Origin of the sequence: Frondihabitans sp. PAMC 28766 (assembly GCF_001577365.1) — a bacterium.
Classification (GTDB): Bacteria; Actinomycetota; Actinomycetes; order Actinomycetales; family Microbacteriaceae; genus Frondihabitans.
In genome coordinates, this window is sequence record NZ_CP014513.1 from 1,282,676 (window position 1) to 1,306,401 (window position 23,726).

The 23,726-nt window shown below is 67.9% G+C and carries 20 protein-coding genes and 1 pseudogene; 16 read left to right on the forward strand and 5 right to left on the reverse strand.

Annotation, left to right across the window (positions count from 1 at the left end):
• Window positions 1-33: 33 nt before the first annotated feature.
• The 5 genes and pseudogenes from AX769_RS25065 to guaA all read left to right on the forward strand — a co-directional run.
• Window positions 34-192 (forward strand): annotated as a pseudogene (locus AX769_RS25065) (hypothetical protein); the annotation flags it as partial.
• Between the two features lie 157 nt (window positions 193-349).
• Window positions 350-1,858 carry a cation:proton antiporter gene (locus tag AX769_RS06320; RefSeq protein ID WP_066277221.1) on the forward strand — a complete coding sequence of 503 codons (1,509 nt, stop codon included), beginning with the start codon at window positions 350-352 and terminating at the stop codon, window positions 1,856-1,858.
• Window positions 1,859-1,861: 3 nt separating this feature from the next.
• Complete coding sequence (locus AX769_RS06325; RefSeq protein ID WP_082763530.1) at window positions 1,862-2,707, forward strand: SURF1 family cytochrome oxidase biogenesis protein; 846 nt, start codon at window positions 1,862-1,864, stop codon at window positions 2,705-2,707.
• A gap of 28 nt (window positions 2,708-2,735) precedes the next feature.
• Window positions 2,736-3,188 (forward strand): DUF3817 domain-containing protein, encoded by a 453-nt coding sequence (locus AX769_RS06330; protein ID WP_066277226.1) that lies wholly within the window; start codon window positions 2,736-2,738, stop codon window positions 3,186-3,188.
• A complete protein-coding gene (guaA, locus tag AX769_RS06335; protein WP_066277229.1) occupies window positions 3,185-4,777 on the forward strand; it encodes a glutamine-hydrolyzing GMP synthase in 1,593 nt (530 codons plus the stop codon). The genes AX769_RS06330 and guaA overlap by 4 nt, the downstream gene beginning before the upstream one ends.
• A gap of 301 nt (window positions 4,778-5,078) precedes the next feature.
• Here the strand turns inward: guaA and AX769_RS06340 are convergent, their stop codons facing one another.
• Window positions 5,079-5,900 carry a Bax inhibitor-1/YccA family protein gene (locus AX769_RS06340; RefSeq protein ID WP_066283259.1) on the reverse strand — a complete coding sequence of 274 codons (822 nt, stop codon included), beginning with the start codon at window positions 5,898-5,900 and terminating at the stop codon, window positions 5,079-5,081.
• 184 nt (window positions 5,901-6,084) lie between these two features.
• Between AX769_RS06340 and AX769_RS06345 the strand changes: the two genes are divergently transcribed.
• The gene (locus AX769_RS06345) at window positions 6,085-7,095 is read left to right on the forward strand and encodes a glycerophosphodiester phosphodiesterase family protein (RefSeq protein ID WP_369824068.1); all 1,011 of its coding nucleotides are present in this window, start codon (window positions 6,085-6,087) and stop codon (window positions 7,093-7,095) included.
• Between the two features lie 51 nt (window positions 7,096-7,146).
• The gene (locus tag AX769_RS06350; RefSeq protein ID WP_066277233.1) at window positions 7,147-9,621 is read left to right on the forward strand and encodes an ATP-dependent helicase; all 2,475 of its coding nucleotides are present in this window, start codon (window positions 7,147-7,149) and stop codon (window positions 9,619-9,621) included.
• Here the strand turns inward: AX769_RS06350 and AX769_RS06355 are convergent.
• The 4 genes from AX769_RS06355 to AX769_RS06370 form a co-directional block, all read right to left on the reverse strand.
• The gene (locus AX769_RS06355; protein WP_066277237.1) at window positions 9,593-10,960 is read right to left on the reverse strand and encodes a hypothetical protein; all 1,368 of its coding nucleotides are present in this window, start codon (window positions 10,958-10,960) and stop codon (window positions 9,593-9,595) included. The genes AX769_RS06350 and AX769_RS06355 overlap by 29 nt on opposite strands.
• Window positions 10,882-11,643, reverse strand: a complete 762-nt coding sequence (locus tag AX769_RS06360; RefSeq protein WP_157887490.1) for a thioester domain-containing protein — start codon at window positions 11,641-11,643, stop codon at window positions 10,882-10,884. The genes AX769_RS06355 and AX769_RS06360 overlap by 79 nt, the downstream gene beginning before the upstream one ends.
• A gap of 105 nt (window positions 11,644-11,748) precedes the next feature.
• Complete coding sequence (locus AX769_RS06365) at window positions 11,749-11,961, reverse strand: hypothetical protein (protein ID WP_066277243.1); 213 nt, start codon at window positions 11,959-11,961, stop codon at window positions 11,749-11,751.
• Between the two features lie 2 nt (window positions 11,962-11,963).
• Window positions 11,964-12,377 (reverse strand): ester cyclase, encoded by a 414-nt coding sequence (locus AX769_RS06370; protein ID WP_066277246.1) that lies wholly within the window; start codon window positions 12,375-12,377, stop codon window positions 11,964-11,966.
• 208 nt (window positions 12,378-12,585) lie between these two features.
• Between AX769_RS06370 and sucC the strand changes: the two genes are divergently transcribed.
• The 9 genes from sucC (at window position 12,586) to AX769_RS06415 (ending at window position 23,725) form a co-directional block, all read left to right on the forward strand.
• On the forward strand, window positions 12,586-13,749 hold the full coding sequence (gene sucC, locus AX769_RS06375) for an ADP-forming succinate--CoA ligase subunit beta (protein WP_066277249.1): 1,164 nt from the start codon (window positions 12,586-12,588) through the stop codon (window positions 13,747-13,749).
• Between the two features lie 12 nt (window positions 13,750-13,761).
• Entirely contained in the window at window positions 13,762-14,649 is an 888-nt protein-coding gene (gene sucD, locus AX769_RS06380; protein ID WP_066277251.1) for a succinate--CoA ligase subunit alpha, read from the forward strand.
• Between the two features lie 82 nt (window positions 14,650-14,731).
• Entirely contained in the window at window positions 14,732-16,108 is a 1,377-nt protein-coding gene (locus AX769_RS06385; protein ID WP_066277253.1) for a DUF6350 family protein, read from the forward strand.
• A 44-nt stretch (window positions 16,109-16,152) separates the two neighbouring features.
• The gene (gene purN, locus AX769_RS06390) at window positions 16,153-16,746 is read left to right on the forward strand and encodes a phosphoribosylglycinamide formyltransferase (protein WP_066277254.1); all 594 of its coding nucleotides are present in this window, start codon (window positions 16,153-16,155) and stop codon (window positions 16,744-16,746) included.
• Window positions 16,743-18,380 carry a bifunctional phosphoribosylaminoimidazolecarboxamide formyltransferase/IMP cyclohydrolase gene (purH, locus tag AX769_RS06395; protein WP_066277256.1) on the forward strand — a complete coding sequence of 546 codons (1,638 nt, stop codon included), beginning with the start codon at window positions 16,743-16,745 and terminating at the stop codon, window positions 18,378-18,380. Before purN ends, purH begins: the two co-directional genes overlap by 4 nt.
• 76 nt (window positions 18,381-18,456) lie before the next feature.
• The gene (locus AX769_RS06400) at window positions 18,457-19,641 is read left to right on the forward strand and encodes an ATP-binding protein (RefSeq protein ID WP_066277259.1); all 1,185 of its coding nucleotides are present in this window, start codon (window positions 18,457-18,459) and stop codon (window positions 19,639-19,641) included.
• Between the two features lie 132 nt (window positions 19,642-19,773).
• Window positions 19,774-19,896, forward strand: a complete 123-nt coding sequence (locus AX769_RS25655) for a hypothetical protein (RefSeq protein WP_255359422.1) — start codon at window positions 19,774-19,776, stop codon at window positions 19,894-19,896.
• Between the two features lie 131 nt (window positions 19,897-20,027).
• Window positions 20,028-21,884, forward strand: a complete 1,857-nt coding sequence (locus tag AX769_RS06410) for an ABC transporter ATP-binding protein (RefSeq protein ID WP_066277265.1) — start codon at window positions 20,028-20,030, stop codon at window positions 21,882-21,884.
• The gene (locus AX769_RS06415) at window positions 21,881-23,725 is read left to right on the forward strand and encodes an ABC transporter ATP-binding protein (RefSeq protein ID WP_066277267.1); all 1,845 of its coding nucleotides are present in this window, start codon (window positions 21,881-21,883) and stop codon (window positions 23,723-23,725) included. The genes AX769_RS06410 and AX769_RS06415 overlap by 4 nt, the downstream gene beginning before the upstream one ends.
• Window position 23,726: the final 1 nt, after the last annotated feature.

The window sequence follows — 23,726 nt, forward strand, 5'->3', positions numbered from 1 at the left end:
CGCATCACCGAGTCGCTGTCGGCGCTCGAGCAGATGCCCGGCCTCAGCATCGACTGGTTCACCGTCGACTACGACGACAACATCGCCGGCCAGCCCCTGGGTGACCTCGCCGCGAAGGGCGTCGTCGGCCTCACCGTCGTCGCCGTGGTGCGCGGCGAGACCGCCAACCCGGCGCCGTCGGGCGACTTCCGCGTGTTCCCCGGCGACACCCTCGTGGTGGCCGGGTCACCCGAGAAGGTGGCGAAGGCGTTCTCGTTCTACCGCAGCGGCGGCTTCAAGCCTCCTGTGGCGAGCACCGCCTCGGTCGACTCCCCGCCGGGGCCAGCCCCTACCCCGGAAGCTAGCAGGGATGGACCTGGGCGAAGAGCTCCTCGTCCTCGGCATCCTGCTGCTCATCGCCTATGTGCTCGGCCGGCTCGCCAAGCTCATCGGGTTGCCCACGATCCCCGTGTACATGGTGGTCGGGCTGCTGGCGAGCCCGCACGTCGGCTTCTTCCCGCTGAGCTTCGGGCAGAACAAGATCGAGCTCATCGCGATCTTCGGCCTGATCCTGCTGTTGTTCAACCTCGGGCTCGAGTTCGACCAGGACGAATTCTTCGGCAACGTCGGCCGCCTCGTGCTCTCGGGTGGCAGCTACATCTTCGCCAACATGGTCGTCGGGCTCGCGTTCGGCTTCTGGCTGGGCTGGGGCACGCGCGAGGCCCTGATCGTCGCGGGGATCACGGCGACGTCGTCGAGCGCGATCGTCACCAAGCTGCTCATCGAGCTCGGCCGCCTGGCGAATGCCGAGACGCCGATGATCCTGGGCGTCACCGTCGTCGAAGACATCTTCATCGCGATCTACCTCGCCATCGTCTCGGTCGTGCTGAGTGGCGAGACCAACCCGGTGCCCATCATCGGCAAGCTGGTAGTCGCATTCGTCTTCTTGATCGTCATGTTCACGATCGCGCGAAAAGGCGGGGCACTCGTCTCGCGACTGATGCGCACGCGCGACGACGAGCTCTTCACGGTTCTGTTCTTCGGTCTGGCCGTGGCATTCGCCGGCATCGGCGAGCTGCTCGGCGTGACCGACGCGATCGGTGCCTTCCTGATCGGCCTGATCTGCGGCGCCACCCGCTACCGCACGCGCATCGAGACGTTCGCGCTGCCCATGCGCGACGTCTTCGCCGCGTTCTTCTTCCTCAACTTCGGCCTGGGCCTCAACCCCAGCCTGTTCCCCGAAGTGCTCTGGCCGGTGCTCGCCGCCTGCCTGATGACGATGCTCGTCAACCTAGGGGCGGGGCAGTTCGTGGCGTGGCTCAACCACCTCGGCCCGAGGGCCGGGCTCAACACGTCGTTCATCCTGCACAACCGGGGCGAGTTCGCACTGATCCTGGCCACGCTGTCGGCCGGGGCCGGTCTCGACGCGCGCATCCAGCCGTTCGCCGGGCTCTACGTGCTCGTGATGGCCATCGTCGGGCCGCTCCTTGCCAGCAATTCCGAAAGGATTGGTGGCGTACTCTTGCGTTCGCGGAAGAAAGTCGCTGATGGCGGCCCACCCCGCACGGCTGCCTCTCGCGGAAGCGAAGAGATAGCTTTGATGGAGGCCGCACTGGCGGGCGAGAGCCTGCCGGGTCGGCCCGACGAAGTCATGTCGACCGACCTCGACTCCGACGGCACCGAGGTGGCACGCCCAGCGGCGTTCGACCCCGAGTCGTTCGATTTCGAGGCCGACGACGGCGACGAGAGCGACTCCATCGACGACAGCGACTACGACGACGGTGTCCCGGTCGACCCGGCAGCAGAGCAGGCTGGGCAGCAGTCCGACCAGCGAGCCACCCGGCGAGCCGAGCCCCGGCAGAGAGACCCCGAGTATTAGAAGATGTCCGACACACGAGTGAGCGACGACCTTCCCGAGACCATGTGGGAGGTCGCTCGCACGCCGAAGTGGATCGCAGCCCTCGTCTTCGCCCTCGCGCTGGCAGCGCTCTTCGCCTTCCTCGGTCACTGGCAGCTCGACCGAAGCGTCGAGAGCCTGAAGCCCGCACACACCGCGACGGAGACGCGCGTGCCGCTCTCGAGCGTGCAGGCGCCGCAGAAGAAGTTCCTCGACAAGTTCACCGGCCAGAAGGTGAGCCTCACCGGCACCTTCGACACGAAAGACTTCAGCGTGCTCAGCGACCGCCTGCAGCACGAAGACTCGGGCTACTGGCTCATCGGCCGGTTCGACTACACGTCGCAGAACGCCTCCGTCGTCGTCGCCCTCGGCTGGTCGAAGACCGCCGCCGGTGCGCGTCAGGCGATCTCGTCGGTGCCGACTTCACCGACCACCCTGTCGATCGGCGGCCGCTACCTCCCGACCGAAGACGTCGACGACGGCAAGTACGAGCAGAACGAGGCGACCGTCCTCTCCATTGCGCAGGTCATCAACGAGTGGCCCGACTTCGACGGCGGCGACGTGTACAACGGCTACATCGTCACCGACCGCACCTGGGGCGGCATGACCGCGATCTACTCGCCGCCGCCCATCGACAAGGCCACCGTCAACTGGCTCAACATCTTCTACGCCGTCGAGTGGGTCGTCTTCGCGGGCTTCGCGATCTTCCTCTGGTATCGCCTCGTGCGCGACGACTTCGAGCGCCAGATCGAAGAGGCCGAAGAGGCCGCGGCCGCCGATCGGGCCCTTCTCCTCGACTCCGCTGTCAGTTCGCCGCCCAGCGCCGACTAGGCGCAGATCAACATTTAGACTGGATTTCATGCCTCTGAAGCCTCGGCCGCGCAACATCCCCAAGATCCCGGGGGCCGTGCGCCTGTACAAGATCTCCGCCTACGTCACCGGTGTGATGCTGCTTCTGCTCTGCCTCGAGATGGTGCTGAAGTACACGCCCCTGCACGTCGAGTTCGCGCTCGGCGACCCCCGTGGGCTCCTCGTGCCGGCCGGCACGATCCGCCACCCGGCGCTCGACCTGTCGCTCGGCATCCTGATCGTGCACGGCTGGCTCTACGTCGTCTACCTCTTCATGGACTTCCGGCTCTGGAGCATCATGCGCTGGAATTTCACGCGCTTCGTGCTCATCGCCCTCGGCGGTGTCATCCCGCTGATGTCGTTCTTCGTCGAGGCCCACATGGCCAAGATCGCCCTCTCCGAATATGAGACCCTCCGGGCCGAGCGCGAAATCGCCCTTGCCGCTCAGGGTGCCACCGCGTGAGCGACGAGACCGCTCAGAAGCCCGTCCTGGTCGTCGACTTCGGCGCCCAGTACGCCCAGCTGATCGCCCGCCGCGTCCGCGAGGCAGGCGTCTACAGCGAGATCGTCCCGCACACCATCACGGCGGCCGAGGTCGCGGCGAAGAGCCCCGTCGGCATCGTGCTCTCGGGCGGGCCGTCCAGTGTCTACGAAGAGGGTGCGCCGTCCCTCGATCCTGCGATCCTCGAGCTCGACGTGCCCGTGCTCGGCATCTGCTACGGGTTCCAGGCGATGGCCGTCGCCCTCGGCGGCGAGGTCGCGCAGACCGGCCTGCGCGAATACGGCGCCACCGATGTGCACGTCTCGGGCACCGGCTCTGCCTCGACTCTGCTCGATGGCCAGCCCGCAGACCAGACGACGTGGATGAGCCACGGTGACTCCGTCAGCAAGGCGCCGGCAGGATTCGAGGTGCTCGCTTCGAGCGCGTCGACTCCGGTTGCGGCCTTCGCCTCCGATGCCCGTCGCCTCTACGGCGTGCAGTGGCACCCCGAGGTCAAGCACTCCGCCTACGGCCAGGCCGTGCTCGAGAACTTCTTGCACCGTGCCGCCGGCATCCCCGCCGACTGGAACAGCGGCAGCGTCATCGCCGAGCAGGTCGCCCGCATTCAGGCGCAGGTGGGTTCCGCCCGCGTCATCTGCGGCCTGTCCGGTGGAGTCGACTCCGCGGTCGCCGCGGCGATCGTGCACAGGGCCGTCGGTGATCAGCTCACCTGCGTGTTCGTCGACCACGGTCTGCTGCGCGCCGACGAGCGCGCCCAGGTCGAGAAAGACTACGTCGAGGCGACAGGAGTCCGTCTGGTCACCATCGATGCCGAGCAGCAGTTCCTCGACGCCCTGGCCGGAGTCACCGACCCCGAGCAGAAGCGCAGGATCATCGGAGCTTCGTTCATCCGCTCGTTCGAAGAGGCCGCGTCGGCCCTCGTGCTCGAGGCCGCGGCGTCGTCTGACGGCGACGGCGAAGTGAAGTTCTTGGTGCAGGGCACGCTCTATCCCGACGTCGTCGAATCGGGCGGCGGCACCGGCACCGCCAACATCAAGAGCCACCACAACGTGGGTGGCCTCCCGGACGATCTGCAGTTCGAGCTGGTCGAGCCGTTGCGCACCCTCTTCAAAGACGAGGTGCGCGCCATCGGCCGCGAGCTGGGTCTCCCCGAGGTCATCGTCGGGCGCCAGCCCTTCCCCGGCCCCGGGCTCGGCATCCGCATCGTCGGCGAGGTCACGCACGAACGTCTCGAGCTGCTGCGCCAGGCCGACAAGATCGCCCGCACCGAGCTCACCGCCGCCGGCCTGGACGGCGAGATCTGGCAGTGCCCCGTCGTCCTGCTGGCCGACGTCCGCTCGGTCGGCGTGCAGGGCGACGGCCGCACCTACGGTCACCCGATCGTGTTGCGCCCCGTCTCCAGCGAAGACGCCATGACGGCCGACTGGACTCGCCTGCCGTACGACGTGCTCGCGCGCATCTCCAATCGGATCACCAACGAGGTGGCCGGGGTCAACCGCGTCGTGCTCGACGTCACGTCGAAGCCGCCGGGCACGATCGAGTGGGAGTAGCTCCCCTCTGCCGCTAGGCACCACGGATCGGCCGAAACACCCGCCCTGGGCGGTGTGTCTCGGCCGATTCGTGGTTTGGCGACAGGATCGCTCGGCTGGCGCGCGTGGAGAGTGCGCAAAGTGCTGACTCAGCCGAAAGTGAGCGGCGAGTTGCGCACTCTGCGCGCGGAGAGTGCGCAAAGTGCGGCCTCAGCCGAACGTGAGCGGTGAGTTGCGCACGCTCATCGAGGGTGGCGGCCGGGGCGGACGAAAGCGGGCCGCCCCACGTGGGGCGGCCCGCTTCGGCGGTGCTGGCGAGTGGCTAGTTGTTGCCGCGCAGGATCGCGAGCATGCGCAAGATCTCGGTGTAGAGCCAGACGATCGTGACGACCAGGCCGAAGGCGGCCTGCCAGCCGAAGATGCGCGGGGCGCCCCGCTCGACGCCCATCTTGATCTGCGTGAAGTCGAGCACGAGGGAGTATGCCGCCATGATCACGACGAAGATGCCGAGCAGGAAGCCGATCGGGATACCGAAGATTTCAGCGCTTCGCAAGCCGAAGGTGCTGTTGGTGACGCCTGTCAGCATGAGGACGAAGTTGACCAGAGAGAATGCGGCATAGCCGACCATCGCAACGAGGAAGATCTGCGTTGCTCGCTTGGATGCGCGGACTCTGCCGGATGCGAAGAGTGCCAGGGTCACGGCGAACACACCCAGCGTGCCGAACACTGCCTGAGGCACGATGCCGGGCCAGATCGCATTGAAGAATTGCGAGATGCCACCGATGAAGAGACCTTCTGCAGCGCCATAGAGGAGCACGAGCGCAGCCGACGGGCGGCGCTTGAAGATGTTGACCAGGGCGAGGACGAACCCCGCGATGCCGCCGACAACCCACACGCCGGGGACGAACCAACCCACAACCGCACCCGCGACGAGAAGCGCGAATACGCCCACGGTCTTGGCGATCGTGTCTTCGTACGTCATCCGGTCGGTGTCGCGCGGCGTCGCACTCGGCCGGTTGTACATGTCCTGCAGTTCGGTGGCGCTCAGGGCACCGGAGGCCTGCGAGGCGCGCCACTTGTCGAGGTCGCGCCCGTTGTTCGAGAAAGCCGGCGACTGACTGAAGCCGGGGTTCGATCGTGCCATCTGGTCCTCCATGGATCGGCTGGACTACTAGCGTAACGGTTCGGCGTCGGGGCCCGACTGAGAATTCACCTGATGAGAGGCCGATTCGCCAGCGGCATAACTGCAGGGCGCGCACCTTTGCAGGCGATGCACACCGTTTGTTCACCTGGCGCCCCGCCTGCTGGCGGCGAAGGGCCGCTAGCGTGTGCGGGTGAGTCACGAACCCGTCGTCATCGCCCACCGTGGCGCGAGCGGCCACCGGCCCGAGCACGGTGCCGACGCCTACCGCCTCGCCATCGACCTCGGTGCGGGGGCGATCGAGCCGGACATCGTCTCGACGAGCGATGGCATCCTGGTGCTCCGACACGAGAACGAGATCTCGAGCACGACCGACATCGAAGACCACGCCGAATTCGCCGACCGCCGCACCACGAAATCCGTCGACGGCGAGATGGTCGCGGGCTGGTTCACCGAAGACTTCACCTGGGCCGAGCTGTCGACCCTGAGCATTCGCGAGCGGCTGCCCGAGTTGCGCCCGGCCAGTGCCCTTCACGACGGCGAGGGCAGGATCCAGCGGCTCACCGACCTCCTCTCGCTGCTCGACTCCGAGGCGGTCGCCGGGCACCCCGTGGCGCTCGTCGCCGAGATCAAGCACGCCACCTACTTCGAGTCGATCGGGCTTCCGCTCGACGAGCTCTTCGCCGCCGAGCTGCAGGCGGCCGGCTGGATCGACGACCCGCGTCTCACGATCGAGAGCTTCGAGCAGTCTGTGCTGATGAAGCTCAAGGCGGCAGGGGTGGGCGGCCGATCCGTCTACCTCCTCGAGGACGAAGGCGCGCCGTTCGACCTCGTCGCTCGCGACGGCACGGCCGCGACGACCTACGCCGAACAACTCACCGACGAGGGGCTGGCCCGCCTGGCCGCCGAGGTCGAGGGCGTCAGCGTGCCCAAGAGGCTGCTGATCACCAAGTACGGTCGGCCCGACGCATCGCTCGTCCGCCGGGCGCACGCGCACGGGCTCGAGGTGTTCACGTGGACTCTCCGGCCCGAGAACAAGTTCGTGGTGAAAGCCCTGCGCACGGGGCCGGACAAGGCGGCGTTCGGCGACTGGCGCGCCGAGTTCGAGCGGGTCATCGGCACCGGGGTCGACGGGATCTTCACCGACTACCCCGATCTGGCCGTCGAGATCCTGCATCGGGCGCACGCCAACGCCTGAGCTGCCGAGCAGGGCGCCGATGACGGTCGTCGCGCTTAAGCTTGTACGACCATGACGATCGTTCTCGAGCCCTTCGACAACTCCTCCGACGGCGCGCCCTCGCGGGCCGGCGGGCCCGGGCCCGGCGGGGCTCAGAACGACCGGCTGACGGCGGGCCTCAACCCCCAGCAGAAAGAGGCGGTCGAATACCGCGGGCAATCGCTGCTGATCGTCGCGGGTGCGGGCTCGGGCAAGACCAGCGTGCTGACGCGGCGCATCGCGGGCCTCATCGACTCGCGCGAGGCGTGGCCGAGCCAGATCCTCGCCATCACCTTCACCAACAAGGCGGCGGCCGAGATGCGAGAGCGCGTGGCGGCGCTGATCGGGCAGTCGTCGGAGGGCATGTGGATCTCGACGTTCCACTCGGCCTGCGTTCGCATCCTGCGCCGTGAGGCCGAGCAGTTCGGCTTCACCAAGAGCTTCACGATCTACGACTCCGCCGATTCGCGCGCCCTGCTCAAGCGCATCCTGAAAGAGCTCGACGCCGACTCCCTCGGCTTCACCGTCAGCCAGGCCGCCGGCAAGATCTCCAAGCTCAAGAACGAGCTGAGCGATGTCGAGTCGTACTCGCGCCAGATCAACATGGGCGACCCGCAAGAGGTCATGTTCCTCGAGATCTTCCGTCAATACACGCGTGAGCTACAGCGTGCCAACGCCTTCGACTTCGACGACCTCATCGCGCAGACCGTCTACCTCTTCAGAGCCTTCCCGCACGTGGCGGCCGTCTACCAGCGCCGCTTCCGTCACATCCTGGTCGACGAATACCAAGACACCAACCACGCGCAGTACTCCCTCATTCGCGAGCTGACCCGGCCTGTCGAAACCGATCTGGTCGACGACCTCGAGCGCGGCGGGCAGTTCGTGCAGACTCTCCGCGATGGCAGCGGCAGGATCCCGGGCGCCTCGCTCACCGTCGTCGGCGACTCCGACCAGTCGATCTACGCCTTCCGCGGGGCGGACATCCGCAACATCACCGAGTTCGAGCACGACTTCCCGCACTCGAAGGTGATCCTGCTCGAGCAGAACTACCGTTCGACCCAGAACATCCTCGACGCCGCGAACGCCGTCATCGCCAACAACTTCGACCGCCAGGCCAAGAACCTCTTTACGACGGTCGGAACGGGTGACAAGATCGTCGGCTTCACCGGGTACACCGGCCACGACGAGGCGCAGTTCGTGGCCGACGAGATCACCGCCCTGCACGAGTCGGGCACGGCCTACAAAGACGTGGCCGTCTTCTATCGCACCAACTCGCAGACGCGAGCCCTGGAAGAGATCTTCATCCGGTCGGCGATCCCCTACCGGGTGCTGGGCGGCACCAAGTTCTACGAGCGGGCAGAGATCAAGGATGCGATGGCGTATCTCATCGCCGTCGCGAACCCGGCCGACCCGATGGCTCTCCGCCGCATCATGAACACTCCCAAGCGCGGCATCGGGCCCGCGACCGAGACGGCGCTGCAGCGCTGGGCCGACCAGAACGAGACGACCTTGCGCGACGCCATGCGCCACGCGTCCGAGCTGGGACTCGGGCCGAAGGTCACGGGCGCCATCACGGGCCTTGCGAAGCTCCTCGACGACGTGTCGGCGACCGCGGCGACCGACCCGGTGCACGACATCCTCGCCGCGTTGATCGAGGGCAGCGGTCTCGTGACCGCTCTGCGGGCCTCGCGCGACCCGCAGGACGAGGCGCGGGCCGAGAACATCGACGAGCTGGTTGCCGTCACGCGCGAGTTCCAGAAGAACAACCCTGACGGCGTCCTGCTCGACTTCCTCACCGAGGTCACTCTCGTCGCCGCTGCCGACGATCTCGACGACACGAGCGGCACGGTGTCGCTGATGACCCTGCACACCGCGAAGGGCCTCGAATACGACGCCGTCTTCCTGACCGGGGTCGAAGAAGACCTGCTGCCGCACCGCATGTCGGCCTCCGAGCCGGGCGGCCCGTCCGAAGAGCGACGGCTGTTCTACGTCGGCATCACGCGGGCCAAGAAGAGGCTCTTCCTGTCGCTCGCGATGACGAGGGCCCAGTTCGGCGAGGTGAACGTCGCCATGCCGTCGCGCTACCTGCAAGAGATCCCTGCCGAGCTGATCGACTGGAAGCAGTCTCCTGGCATGGCGAACAGCCGCGGTGGCACCCAGCCCCGGGCCCTCAATGCGCGCCGAGACGGCGGCATCGGGGGCGACTCCGGTGGGTTCGGAGGTCGCCCCCGCGCCGCCTCCGGCTACGGGTCGGGCAGCTACGACCGCGCCACCGCTGCGTCGAAGACCAAGCCGAAGACCGAGTGGGCGAATCGAGTCACCGGCACCGTTCGTGACAATGGCGATCTCGAGCTCGACGCGGGCGACCGCATCTCGCATGTCGACTTCGGCGAGGGGCGTGTGGTCGCGGTGACCGGTGTCGGGCCGCGACGGATCGCCGAGGTGCAGTTCGACACGGCCGGGCGCAAGAAGCTGCTCATCAAGGTTGCTCCGATCGAGAAGATCTGACCGCGAGACGTCGCCTGACGACTCGCGTCAGCACGGTGCCGAGGACGGCGGCCAGGCCGACCGAGAGGGCTCCGAATCCGGCGAGCACAGTGGGTTCGACCCCGCTCGCCCCGGTGTAGGCGAGGGCTTGCGGCTGCACCGGTTTGCTCGGCGCCTGGGGGTGGTGCGGCGCCGGGGGCACTCGGGGCACGTTCGGCTTCTCGGGTGGAGTGACGGGCGCCGGCACGCGAAGCATCTCGCTGCGGTGGGCGACGAGATCGGCGAACGGCGCGATCACCTGCCCGCCGGACGCATCGGGATCGCTGCCTTCCGACCGGAACACGAACACGTAGTGTCCGGGCTGATTCACCGTGATGCACGGCGCGCGGTAGGTGCCGTCCCTGTCGACGCTCGTCGTCGCCCGGCCGGCGATGGGCAGCCGGTCGAAGTCGTCCGCTGAGTAGTCGTGGCCGTCGAGGGGTGCCTCCGCGAACGGGCCGACCAGGATCGACTCGACGTCTACGGCGGGAAGCCCGGCCGAGCCCAGGTCGTCGACGGTCAGCTCGTCGGTGACGCAGTCGCCCGGTGCGACGGCGTCGGCGTCGCCGTTCGGCGGCGAGACGACCGTGCTGACAGACGGAGTCACGGACGAGCGAGTGACCTCGGTCGCGGCCGCGAAGGGCGACCGCCACGAGCGGACGTGGTCGCGCCCCTTGTCGACCGGAGTGTCGGCAGGGTCGATGGTCTCGACCCAGACGTAGTAGCCGCCCGACGGCAGGGTGCATTCGGGAGTCGTGTAATCCCCCGGGCCATTCGTCGCGACGACGCTGACCTCGCAGACGGTGGGGGCAGCACTCGGCCACTCGGCCGCTTCGCTCGGCTGGACGGCGAACGGCCCGAGGAGCGAACTTCGGATCGTGACCGGAACGGGCGCCGCGGACGTCCCCGACTTGTACACACCCCACTCGGACAGCAGCCCGTCGCCGGGGGCGACGTCGAGATGCACGGCATCGGTGATCGTGGTGCCGGGGGCGGCTGAGGCCTCGCTCGTCTGCGTCTGAACGCGCGGCTGGAACGGACGCGGCGACACGCTGGTCGTCGTCGTCGTCGCAGTGGCCGTCCCCGTCGATTTGGGGGAGAACAGCAGCATCTGAGATTGGGCCGGGCTGGAGCCGACCGTGATGATCGCGTCGAAGGCCAGATTCTCGAATCGGGCGTCGGCCTTCACCGTCAGTGTCGCGCCGGTCCCCGTCGTGCTGATCGGCACCGGCTTGCCGTTCGTCACGACAGCGGCGGGGCCGCCCCCGTCGAAAGCCGCCCCGGCCAGGGCGACCGACCCGACGACTGTTCCGGCGGGCACGGACGACTGGCCCCGGCTGCGAGGGTCGAGGTCACATCGGCGCGAACGGTGCCTGCGCCCGTCGAATCGAGCGAGATCGTGACGGAGGCCTTCGCCGATACGGTCGCGCGAGCGGCCGCCTCGGAGAGCATCTCGTTGGCCCGGGCGAGAACGACCGCACGCTGGTCGTTGGCGCGGCCCGCGTAGTAGCTCTGCGTGTGGCCGTTCAGACCCGTGATCGACCAGACGGCGAGCTGCGCCGCGGCAGCGGTGTTCGAATCGCGAGTGGGCGACCAGTGCCTGGCGATGTAGGCGAGCTTGGCGATGTCCGTCTTCGAGAGCCCGAGCGCCGTGGAGCCGGTCGTGAGGTCGTAGTCGTTGCCGACGGGCGACGACTTACCCGCCTCGAGACAGAAGGCCAGTCGGCCGTCGTCCAGCCGGTACGACCCGAGCCATGACACGTTGTCGCCCGCCCACAGGTGCCCGACCCCGTGCCCGGTCGAGGTGAGGGCCGATGCGGAGGAGGGGAAGACGAGCGTGATTGCGGCGGCGAGCAACAGGACCACGGCGATGCCGAGGCGCCCTCGCGGCAACCGGCGAGGCACGGGATCCTGTGGCTCGACGCTGAAGAAGGACGGAGAGGGTCGCGCCCCTGTGCCGGCCGGTGGGCTGGGCGGGTGCGGGAACGAGTGGTGAAGGTTCATGGCGGAGACCCTGCAGCAGTGTGCTCTGCCGACGATCCGTCATTTGGTCACTCGGTGGAGAACCGCCCCGTCCCCGCGATTGTGGAGGACAGGACGATCCTGGCCCTACTCGTCCAGGTCGATGTCCTCGCCCGCGAGGTCGTTCTCGGCGTATTCGGGCTCGCCCTCGCGTGGAGATCCGCCGGTCGGGCCGTCGTTGCCCTCTCCGATGCCGGGCTCGACGGTCGCGCCGGCCACCGCGTCGTTGGTCACGATGTCTTCCGATTCGGCGAACTGCTCGCCCGGGTCGGCGGAATCGGTGAACGGAGAGTCGCTCATGGTCAGCCGTCCAGACCGAGTTGCTGGAGCATGGTGGCCTGGTCAGTCGACCCCCAGCGCTCGACGATGAGGCCGTCGTCGTCGAACTTCGCCACCTGGATGCCGCGCACCGTGAAGGCCTTGCCGGTCGGCGCGGCTCCCTGGAACGGTCCGGTCTGGGTGCCCGTGATGGTGAAGACGGCCGCGACCTGGTCGTCGTCGGCCACGATGGTCTCCACGCTCAAGGCGCCGTCGGGGAAGGCCTCGAAGAAGCCCGACCAGAACTCTTGGATGCCTGCCAGCCCCGAGGGTGCTCCGGGCACCGGATCGTGGTCGACGACGTTCTGGTGGAAGCCTTCCCCGAGTCGCGACGCGTCTTTGGCGGTCAGGATCTCGCCGAGCTTCTCTTGGGTCTGGAGGTTCTTCTCTTTCGACATGCGTCTCGTCTACTCCGGCCGGCTGGCCGCGAGGTTGCCATGCCGTTCAGAAGGGGTACACCGGGGCCCGATGCTCAGGCGCTAGGCTGATTTGCGGCCGACTGTCTCGACGTCGAGAGAGATGACTCCCTCCCCACAGAGGTCGGGGCAGAGAACCGGGCACACTGGACAACAGTGCAGACGCAGCGATGCGGATAGGAAGAACAGCGTGGATCTTTTCGAGTACCAGGCCAGAGACCTCTTCGAGGCCTACGGCGTCCCGGTCCTGCCGGGCATCATCGCCGACACCCCCGCCGAGGTGCGTGCCGCGGCGGAGAAGCTGGGCGGCGTGACGGTCGTCAAGGCGCAGGTGAAGGTCGGCGGCCGCGGCAAGGCCGGCGGCGTCAAGGTCGCGAAGACCCCGGACGACGCCGAAGCTGCGGCGAACGCGATCCTGGGCCTCGACATCAAGGGCCACACCGTCAAGCGGGTCATGGTCGCCGGCGGTGCGCAGATCAAGCAGGAGTTCTACTTCTCAGTGCTGCTCGACCGGGCCAACCGCTCGTACCTGTCGCTCTGCAGCGTTGAGGGCGGCATGGAGATCGAAGAGCTCGCCGTCGAACGCCCCGACGCGCTCGCTCGCGTCGAGGTCGACCCGCTGGTTGGCATCGATCTCGACAAGGCGAAGGCCATCGCGAAGGCCGGCGGGTTCCCCGACGACCTGATCGAGAAGGTCGCACCGGTGCTCGTCAAGCTCTACGACGTCTACAAAGGTGAGGACGCGAGCCTCGTCGAGGTCAACCCGCTCGTGCTGACCGAGCAGGGCGACATCGTCGCCCTCGACGGCAAGGTGTCGATCGACGAGAACGCCGACTTCCGCCACCCGAACCACGCCGAGCTGGAAGACGCCGAGGCTGCCGACCCGCTCGAGGCCAAGGCGAAGGCCGCCGGCCTCAACTACGTGAAGCTCGACGGCGAGGTCGGCATCATCGGCAACGGTGCCGGGCTCGTCATGTCGACGCTCGACGTCGTCGCCTACGCCGGCGAGAAGTACAACGGCGTGAAGCCCGCCAACTTCCTGGACATCGGCGGCGGAGCGAGCGCCGAGGTGATGGCCAACGGCCTCGACGTGATCCTGGGCGACGCGCAGGTCAAGAGCGTCTTCGTCAACGTCTTCGGCGGCATCACGGCGTGCGACGCCGTCGCCAACGGCATCGTCGCGGCCCTCGGGATCCTGGGCGACGCGGCCACCAAGCCGCTGGTCGTGCGTCTCGACGGCAACAACGTCGACGAGGGGCGCCGCATCCTGGCCGAGGCCAACCACCCCCTCGTGACCGTCGTGCCGACCATGGACGAGGCTGCCGACAAGGCCGCCGAGCTGGCTTCGAAGTAGAGAGACTGCGCAATGTCGATTTTTCTGAACAAAGACAACAAGGTCATCGTGCAGGGCATCACCGGCGGTGAGGGCTCCAAGCACACCGCCCTGATGCTGAAGGCCGGCACCCAGGTCGTCGGCGGAGTGAACGCGCGCAAGGCCGGCACGACCGTCACGCACGGCAACGTCACTCTGCCCGTCTTCGGCACGGTCAGCGAGGCCATCGCCGAGACCGGCGCCGACGTGTCGATCGTGTTCGTGCCCCCGGCCTTCGCCAAAGACGCCGTCGTCGAGGCGATCGAGGCCGGCATCCCGTTGGTCGTCGTCATCACCGAGGGCATCCCGGCGCAGGATGCCGCGGAGTTCTGGGCCCTCGCCAAGTCGAAGGGCGGCGCGACCCGCATCATCGGGCCGAACTGCCCCGGCATCATCACCCCGGGCGAGTCGCTGGTGGGCATCACGCCCAACAACATCACCGGCAAGGGCCCGATCGGCCTCGTGTCGAAATCGGGCACGCTGACGTACCAGATGATGTTCGAGCTTCGCGACCTCGGTTTCTCGACCGCCATCGGCATCGGCGGCGACCCCGTCATCGGCACGACGCACATCGACGCGCTCGCCGCGTTCGAGGCCGACCCCGACACGAAGGCGATCGTCATGATCGGTGAGATCGGCGGCGACGCCGAAGAGCGGGCGGCCGACTTCATCAAGGCCAACGTGACCAAGCCGGTCGTCGGCTACGTGGCCGGCTTCACGGCCCCCGAGGGCAAGACGATGGGCCACGCCGGCGCGATCGTCTCGGGCTCGGCGGGCACCGCGCAGGCCAAGAAGGAGGCCCTCGAGGCAGCCGGGGTCAAGGTCGGCAAGACGCCGTCCGAGACTGCGTCCCTTCTGCGCGAGGTCTACGCAAGCCTGTAGACACGCCTCTTTCTGAAGGGTCGCTCCGCCACGGCGGGGCGACCCTTCGGCGTCGGTGGCCGCCGGTACAGTCGTGGCCGTTATGAACCGCCCCGTCACCGCCGTCTTCGCCGCGCTCGAGTCCCTTCTCGTCGTGGGCATCGGCGTGGGCATCCCCGTCGTGGCGCTCACGTTCGTCTGGGCCTTCCAATACGGCCTGCAGATCGACTGGAGCGTCTTCTGGCGCGCCGGCGCCGACATCTGGCTGGTCGGCCACGGCGTCGACCTGACCCTCACCCTGTCGACGAAGGCCGCGGCGGCCACCGGCATCAGCGGTGCGAGCGCACCGATCGTCATCTCCATCGCGGCGCTCGGCTTCGCCGTTCTCACGGCTCTCCTCGGCGCTCGCACCGGCCGGCGTCTTGCCGAGACTCCGCATCGTGCCATCGGCAGCGCGAGCGCGATCGGCGTCTTCGCGGTGTTGTCGCTGGCCATCGTGATCTCCGCCGACGCCTCGGGCGCGCGGCCGTCGATCGCCGAGGGCCTCGTCTGGCCGACGCTCGTCTTCGGGGTGCCGCTCGTGGTCGCGGCCGAAGTGAGCCGGCGTCGGCGCAGCGCCCCGCCAGATCCGGTGACCGCCGCGGTCCTCGACGCCGTCGACCGCATCCCGGAGATCGGGCGGCGCGTGGCCCTGGTCGCCGTGAGGGCCGGATCCGCCGTGGCCGCGTCGGTCTTCGGCGTCGCCGGCATCGCGGTCGCCCTGCTGCTCGTCACGCACTACGCGTCGATCATCACCCTCTACGAGGGTGCTCACGCAGGGGTGCTCGGCGGGATCGCGATGACCCTCGGCGAGATCGCCCTGATCCCCAATGCCGTCGCCTGGGCGGCGTCGTGGTTCGTCGGCCCCGGCTTCGCCATCGGCGCCGGCTCGTCGGTCTCGCCGCTCGGCACGACCATCGGGCCCATGCCGGCGATCCCCTTTCTCGGCGCGCTTCCGACCGGATCGGCGACGTTCGGCTTCATCGGCATCCTGGTGCCCGTCGTCGCCTCGTTCGTGCTCACGACCCTGCTGCGCCCGGCCATCGAGGAGGCTCTCGACGATGACGACACCCTCGTGATGCGTGTCGTCTGCGGCGTCTCGACCGGTGTGGCGGCGGGCCTGATCATCGGGCTCGTGGCCGCTGTCGCGTCGGGCTCGGCCGGGCCCGGTCGGCTCTCGGTCGTGGGGGCCAACGGTCTCGTCGTCGGGGCGTTCGCCGCCCTCGAGGTCGCAGTGCCGAGCGTGATCGCCCTCGTCATCCGGCAGCCCGAGCGGCTCGCCCTGCCGACGCCGCGCGCCGCCAAGACGACGACGGCGCCGCCGCCGTCGCCCTCGAAGCCGAGGTCGAAGCCGGGGTCGAAGCCGGGGTCGAAGCCGGGGTCGAAGCCGGCGTCTCAAGACGACATCGTCACCGAGCGCATCGACGGTCTCTCGCGCTGACGCGCACCGAGAGGCGCACGCGGCCCGCACGGTAGGCTTACCGGGTGCTGAAGCTCGTCGTGCTCATCTCCGGCGGGGGGTCGAACCTTCGGGCTCTCCTCGAGGCCACGCGCGACGCCGACTACCCGGCCCGCGTGATAGCCGTCGGCGCCGACCGCGACGCTGAAGGCTTCGAGCACGCCGAGGCGTTCGGCATCCCCACCTTCACCGTGCCCTTCTCGAGCTTCGCCGATCGCGAGGCGTGGGGCGACGAGCTGCTCGAGCAGATCCGGTCGTGGCAGCCCGACCTGGTCGTGCTCAGCGGCTTCATGCGCCTGGTGCCGCCGCGGGTCGTCGAGGCGTTCAGCCCACGCCTGATCAACACGCACCCCGCCTACCTGCCCGAGTTCCCCGGAGCGCACGGTGTGCGCGACGCCCTCGCGGCCGGTGTCGACGAGACCGGCGCCAGCGTCATCGTCGTCGACGACGGAGTCGACTCGGGCCCGATCCTCAGGCAGGAGCGCATCCCCGTGCTGCCGGGCGACACGCAGGCGAGCCTGCACGATCGCATCAAGCCCGTCGAGCGCCGCATGCTCGTGCAGACCATCCTCGACATCGCCACCGGAACAATCGACCTGACGGAGAAGACACCCGCATGAGCGGCCACACCATCGACCCCAGCCTCTACCGCGACCGCGACGCCATCCCGATCCAGCGTGCGCTGATCTCGGTGAGCGACAAGACGGGCCTCGTCGAGCTGGCCACTGCTCTCGGTGCGGCGGGTGTCGAGATCGTGTCGACCGGTTCGACCGCTCAGGCGATCCGCGACGCGGGAGTCGCCGTCGTCGATGTGAGCGCCGTCACCGGCTTCCCCGAGTCGCTCGACGGGCGCGTCAAGACGCTGCACCCGGCCGTCCACGCCGGGATCCTGGCCGACCTGCGTCTCGCGAGCCACGAGCAGCAGCTGCGCGACCTCGACATCGAGCCGTTCCAACTCGTCGTCGTCAACCTCTACCCGTTCGTCGAGACGGTGGCGTCGGGTGCCGACACCGCCGTCGTCATCGAGAACATCGACATCGGAGGGCCTGCGCTGGTCCGTGCCGCGGCCAAGAACCACGCGAACGTCGCCATCGCCGTCAGCCCTGCGTCGTACCCGCAGATCCTGAAGTCGCTCACCCTCGGCGGCACCACCCTCGCGCAGCGTCAGCGCCTCGCGGGTGAGGCGTTCGCGCACACCGCCGCCTACGACGCGGCGGTCGCCGCCTACTTCGCCGCCAACGTCGGCGTGCGGGCCTCCGTCTCGCCCTCCGCTACCGAGGCGCAGGATGCCATGGCCTCCTTCGACCCCGTCTTCACGGTGTCGGCGACGCTCCAGCACACCCTGCGATACGGCGAGAACAGCCACCAGCAGGCGGCGATCTACGCTCTCGCCGGAGGCACGGGCATCGCGCAGGCGACCCAGCTGCACGGTAAGGAGATGTCGTACAACAACTATGTCGATGCCGACGCCGCTGTGCGCGCCGCCTTCGACTTCAGCGGCCCGGCGGTCGCGATCATCAAGCACGCGAACCCGTGCGGCATCGCCGTCGCCGGGCCCCTCGAAGAGGACCCGATCGCCGACGCGCACCGCCGGGCGCACGCCTGCGACCCGCTGTCGGCCTTCGGTGGTGTCATCGCGGCCAACCGCACCGTCTCCGTGGCGATGGCTCAGACGGTGAAGGACATCTTCACCGAGGTGGTCGTGGCCCCGGGGTTCGAGCCCGAGGCCCTCGAGATCCTGTCCGCGAAGAAGAGCATCCGCCTGATCCAACTGCCCGACGGGTTCGCTCTCGCCGAGCGCGAGTTCAAGCAGATCTCGGGCGGCGTGCTCGTCCAGGACAGCGACCGGTTCGCCGGCTGGTCGTCCGCCGACTGGAAGCTCGTCTCGGGTGCCGAGGCCGACGACGCCACGCGCGCCGACCTCGAGTTCGCGTGGGTCGCCTGCCGTGCGGTCAAGTCGAACGCCATCCTGCTCGCCCACGAGGGAGCGTCGGTCGGCGTCGGCATGGGCCAGGTCAACCGGGTCGACTCGAGCCACCTCGCGGTCAGTCGCGCGGGCGACCGGGCGGCAGGATCCGTCGCGGCCTCCGACGCGTTCTTCCCCTTCGCCGACGGCCTCGAAGTGCTGCTCGAGGCGGGTGTGCGCGCCGTCGTGCAGCCCGGCGGGTCGAAGCGCGACGACGAGGTCATCGCCGCGGCCGAGAAGGCCGGCGTGACGATGTACCTGGCGGGCGATCGCCACTTCTTCCACTGATTTTCAATAAATTTGACAGCCTTAGCAAGGTTTATCAACTTTCGATAAACCTTGCTAATGTCGATAAGGTCGATGAATGGACCGGACGAGGAACCCCTACACGCCCAACGCCGGCGCCCAGCCGCCGTTCCTTGCCGGGCGTCGCGTCCAGCTCGAAGACTTCGGGATCCTCCTCCAGCGGCTCGCTCTCGGTCGGCCAGAACGCGCACTCGTGGTCACTGGTCTCCGGGGCGTTGGCAAGACGGTGCTGCTTCGCGAGTACGAACAGATCGCGAACAGCTACGGGTGGACTGCGGTCACTGGCGAAGTATCGAAGAACACTTCGTTCGAGACGCAATTGGCGATGCTCGCCCGCAAGGCCCTGTTCCAGGTCTCGCCCAAGGCGAAATGGGGCGCCAAGGCGAAGCGTGCCGCAGCGGTCATCAAATCGTTCTCGCTCTCTGTCCAACCTGATGGCTCTCTGACCGCTGGTCTCGACGTCGACCCTGCATTCGGAGCCGCGGACACCGGTCAGCTGATCGACGATCTGCCGGATGTGTTCGAAGCCATCGGCGAGGCGGCCAGAGAGCGGGGCTCCGGCGTCGTCTTCCTCTTCGACGAGATTCAATTCCTCTCGGCCATGGAGCTAGAGGCCCTACTCGCTGCCGTTCATCGCGCTGTGCATCGAAGACTGCCGGTCACATTTTCCGGTGCCGGGCTGCCGCAGGTTCCGGGGCTCGCAGGAGACGCCAAGTCGTACGCGGAACGCCTTCTTCGGTACGTCTCGATTCAAGAGCTTGCGAAAGACGACGCGCTTCGTGCCGTTGCCCAACCTGCGGAGGACGAGTCCGTGCCGTTCGACGCGGCGGCGGCGGAGGCCGTCTACCACTACAGCCAGGGTTATCCGTACTTCATTCAGGAGTACGGCCGGGCGGCGTGGAACGTGGCGCCGGGCCCGGGTATCTCTCTCGAAGACGTCGAAGCCGCACGAGTCGAGGTGGAGGCGGAGCTCGATGAGAGCTACTTTCGGACGCGCGTGCAACGCTCCACCAAGGAGGAACTTCGTTATATGCGAGCCATGGCCGAGTTAGGAGCCGAGGAGCAGAAGGCGGCAGAAGTCGCCGAGGTTCTCGGTAAGACATCGGAACAAGTGGCGCCCCTTCGAGCCCGTCTGATCAACAAGGGGCTCCTGTTCACGCCCCGGTTCGGCTTCGCCAAATTCACCGTTCCGCAATTCGACGTCTTCATGAAGCGCTACATGGACTTGGACGGCGAGAATTGAATTGGACCGAACCCTTGCGTTCAATCTGAGCCTCGTCATAGTCTGTAAGGCTGCGTGCAGCCGACGAACCGCCTTCGGGCGAGGGCGTCGAACGATCACACACACGTAACCGAGAACGCCCCGGAGGACATCATGACGAAGACAGCCCAGTACACGGTCCAGACGGTGACCGTCGCCGGTGGCGCCCTCGTCGCCGGGTCCCGCCGCCGCACGGGGTTCACCGGAGACGCCGTCGCCGGCGTCATCGCCGACTAGCGACTCCGCCCTCTCCAGCCCTACCGCGCGCTCCGTCGCGCCCCACCCCGCCTCGTGCTCTGCCACGGAGGCGCCGCACCTCATTTTCGGGTCGTACCGCCGACCCCGCTCCACGAGATCGAGAACTCACGATGTCTTCACATCCCCCGTCATCCGCCGACGCCACGACGCAGCCTCAGTCGACGCAGCCTGAGTCGACACAGCGTCCGTCGACCCTGCGCAGCATCGCGCGGCTCTACCCCTACCTGCGCCCCGCCCTGTCTCGCATCATCCTGGGCATGGTCGCCGCGCTCATCGCCTCGGTCGTCGCGCTCTTCGTGCCTTTCGTGCTCGAGCGACTCGTCGACGGGCCTCTGGCGAGCCACGACCCGCGCCAGGTGTGGCCGGCCTTCTGGCTCGTCCTGGGCCTCGGTGTGGTCGAGGCCGCCATGATCATGGCGCGCCGCTTCCTCGTGCTCACGCCGAGCACGTACGTCGAAACGAGCATGCGCAACAGCCTCTACAAGAAACTGCAAGACCTGCCCGTCGCCTTCCATGACCGCTGGCAGAGCGGGCAGCTGCTCAGCCGTTCGGTCAGCGACCTGAGCCTGATCCGCCGCTGGCTGGCCTTCGGCATCGTGCTGCTGATCGTCAACTTCATCACGATCGCCGTCGGCTTCGTGGTGCTCTTCTTCTACAGCTGGGTGCTCGGCCTCATCTTCTTGGTGGCGTCAGTGCCGATCTGGATCGTCGGCCTGCGCTTCGAGAAGCAGTACTCGACCATCGCGCGCCGCAGTCAAGACCAGGTGGGCGACCTCGCCACGAGCGTCGAGCAGTCGGTGCACGGGATCCGGGTGCTCAAGGCGTTCGGTCGCGGCAAGCACTCCCTGCAGGATTTCGCGCGTCGTGCCGAGAGTCTTCGCGGCACCGAGATCGAGAAGTCGCAGGCTGTCGCCGGGCTGTGGTTCTGGCTGCTGCTGGTGCCCGACGTCGCCTTCGCCTTCTGTCTGCTCGCCGGCATCTGGCTCGCGTCGCAGGGCCACCTCACCGTGGGCCAGCTCTTCGCGTTCTTCGCGACCGCGACCGTGCTGCGCTTCCCCGTCGAGTCGATCGGCTTCCTGCTGTCGATGACCTTCGACACCCGGACAGCCGTCGACCGCTTCTTCGAGGTGATGGACAGCGAGAACACGATCACCGACCCCGAGCACCCCAAGACGATCGCGCACCCCACTGGGCGCCTCGAGTTCAAGGCGACCCACTTCCGGTATCAGGATTCACAGGCGCAGTATCCCGACCTCGTCGACGGCGTCGATCTCGTGCTCGAGCCCGGCGAGACGATGGCTCTGGTCGGCCTCACCGGCTCCGGCAAGACCACGCTGCTCGCGCTCGTGCCGCGGCTCTACGACGTCACGGGCGGCTCCGTGCTGATCGACGACGTCGATGTGCGCGACCTCACCCGCGAAGAGCTGCGTCGCCACGTCGGCATGGCCTTCGAGGATGCGACCCTGTTCAGCCAGACGGTCCGCGAGAACGTCCTGCTCGGGCGCCCCGACCTGTCGGGGGAGGAGGCCGAGCGTGTGATGCGCGAGGCTCTCGAGATCGCTCAGGCGGACTTCGTCGAGCGGTTGCCCGATGGAGTCGACACCAAGGTGGGCGAGGAGGGGCTCAGCCTGTCGGGCGGTCAGAGGCAGCGTCTGGCTCTGGCGCGCGCGATCGCTGCCCGCCCCGCGATCCTGGTGCTCGACGACCCTCTGTCGGCCCTCGATGTCGACACCGAGGCGAGGGTGGAGGCCGGGCTCCGTCGGGTCCTGGCCTCGACGACCTCACTGATCGTGGCCCACCGCCCGTCGACCGTCAACCTGGCCGACCGGGTCGCCCTGCTGCAGAACGGCCGGGTCACCGCGGTCGGCCGGCACTCCGACCTGATCGCGACCAACGAGCACTACCGCTACGTCATCTCGTCCCTCGACGACGACGACCAGAACAGCCGAGAGGAGGTCTACGCATGAGCGACCAGTCCACGACCCAGTCCACGACCCAGTCCACGACCCAGGGAGTCCGCGGTGAAGAGCGCGAGAACTTCACCCGCGACGAGACCAGGCGTCTGAGGGAGCGTTCGCGCACCCTTCTCGCCTCGCTGCTCGAGCCCCTGCGCGTCCGCATCGTGGTGACGGCGATCATCGTCGTCATCTCGACCGGCGCGCAGGTGGCTGGGCCGACCCTCATCGCGTACGGCATCGACAACGCGCTGCCGGCCCTGCTGAAGCACCAGGACTGGGCGCCGACGGTCGTCGTCGTCGCCCTCTACCTGGCTATCGGTGTCATCGGCGCGGTGCTGATGGCGCAGTACACCGTGCTGTTCGCGCGCGTCAGCCAGAGCCTGCTGTTCGACTTGCGCAAGCGGCTGTTCCTCCACACGCAGCGGCTGAGCCTCGAGTTCCACGAGAGCTACACGTCGGGTCGCATCATCTCGCGGCAGACGAGCGACCTCGACTCGATCCGCGAGCTGTTCGACTCGGGCATCAACCAACTGGTGCAGGGCCTGCTCTACATGGTCTTCACGGCCATCGCCCTGGTCAGCCTCGACGCCCCGAGCGGCCTCGTGCTGGGTGTCGCGCTCATCCCGCTGTTCTTCCTGACGCGCTGGTTCCAGGTGCGCTCGCAGAAGCTCTTCCGGGCGACGCGCGTCACGAGCGCTCGAGTCATCGTGCACTTCGTCGAGACCATGACGGGCATCCGCGCCGTGCAGGCCTTCCGCAAGGAGAAGCGCAACGAAGACGAGTACGGCGGCTACGTCGAGGACTACCGGAAGGCCAACGCGAAGGTCTTCTCGATCTTCGGCACGTTCGACCCTGGCCTCGTGCTGATCGGCAACCTGACGCTCGCCGTCGTGGTGCTGTGGGGCGGGTTCCGTGTGATCGAGGGGCACCTCGAGCTCGGCGCGCTGCTAGCGGTGGCGCTCTACGCGAAGCGCTTCTTCGACCCTGCCGAAGAGCTGGCGACGTTTTACAACGGCTACCAGTCGGCATCGGCCGCGCTCGAGAAGATCTCGGGCGTGCTCGAAGAGGAGCCGAGCGTTCCCGACCCGGCGCACCCGACCGACCTGTGGCACGCGAAGGGCGCCATCGACTTCGACGACGTCGAGTTCGCCTACAACAGTGACGCCATCGTGCTGCCGGAGTTCGACCTGCACGTGCCGGCCGGCCAGACGATCGCTCTCGTCGGCTCCACCGGGGCGGGCAAGTCGACCCTGGCGAAGCTGATCGCGCGGTTCTACGACCCGACGCGCGGCAGCATCCACCTCGACGGCGTCGACCTGCGCAATCTGCACCCGAAAGACTTGCGGCGAGCCATCGTCATGGTCACGCAGGAGGCGTACCTGTTCTCGGGCACCGTCGCAGACAACATCGCGCTGGGAAAGCCGGATGCCACGCGTGACGAGATCGAACGCGCGGGCCGGGCGGTCGGCGCGCACGAGTTCATCATGGCGCTGCCCGACGGCTACGACACCGATGTGAACAAGCGCGGCGGTCGAGTCTCGGCCGGGCAGCGGCAGCTGCTCTCGTTCGCGCGGGCGTTCATCGCCGACCCGGCGGTGCTCATCCTCGACGAGGCGACGGCGTCTCTCGACATCCCGTCGGAGCGGCTCGTGCAGGAGGCGTTGCAGACGTTGCTTGCCGACCGCACGGCGCTGATCATCGCTCACCGCCTGTCGACGGTGGCCATCGCCGACCGCGTGCTGGTGATGGAGTACGGCCGCGTCGTCGAAGACGGCACGCCCGACGACCTCATCGCGGGCACGGGGCGCTTCGCGCAGCTGCACGCGGCCTGGCGGGAGTCGCTGGTCTGAC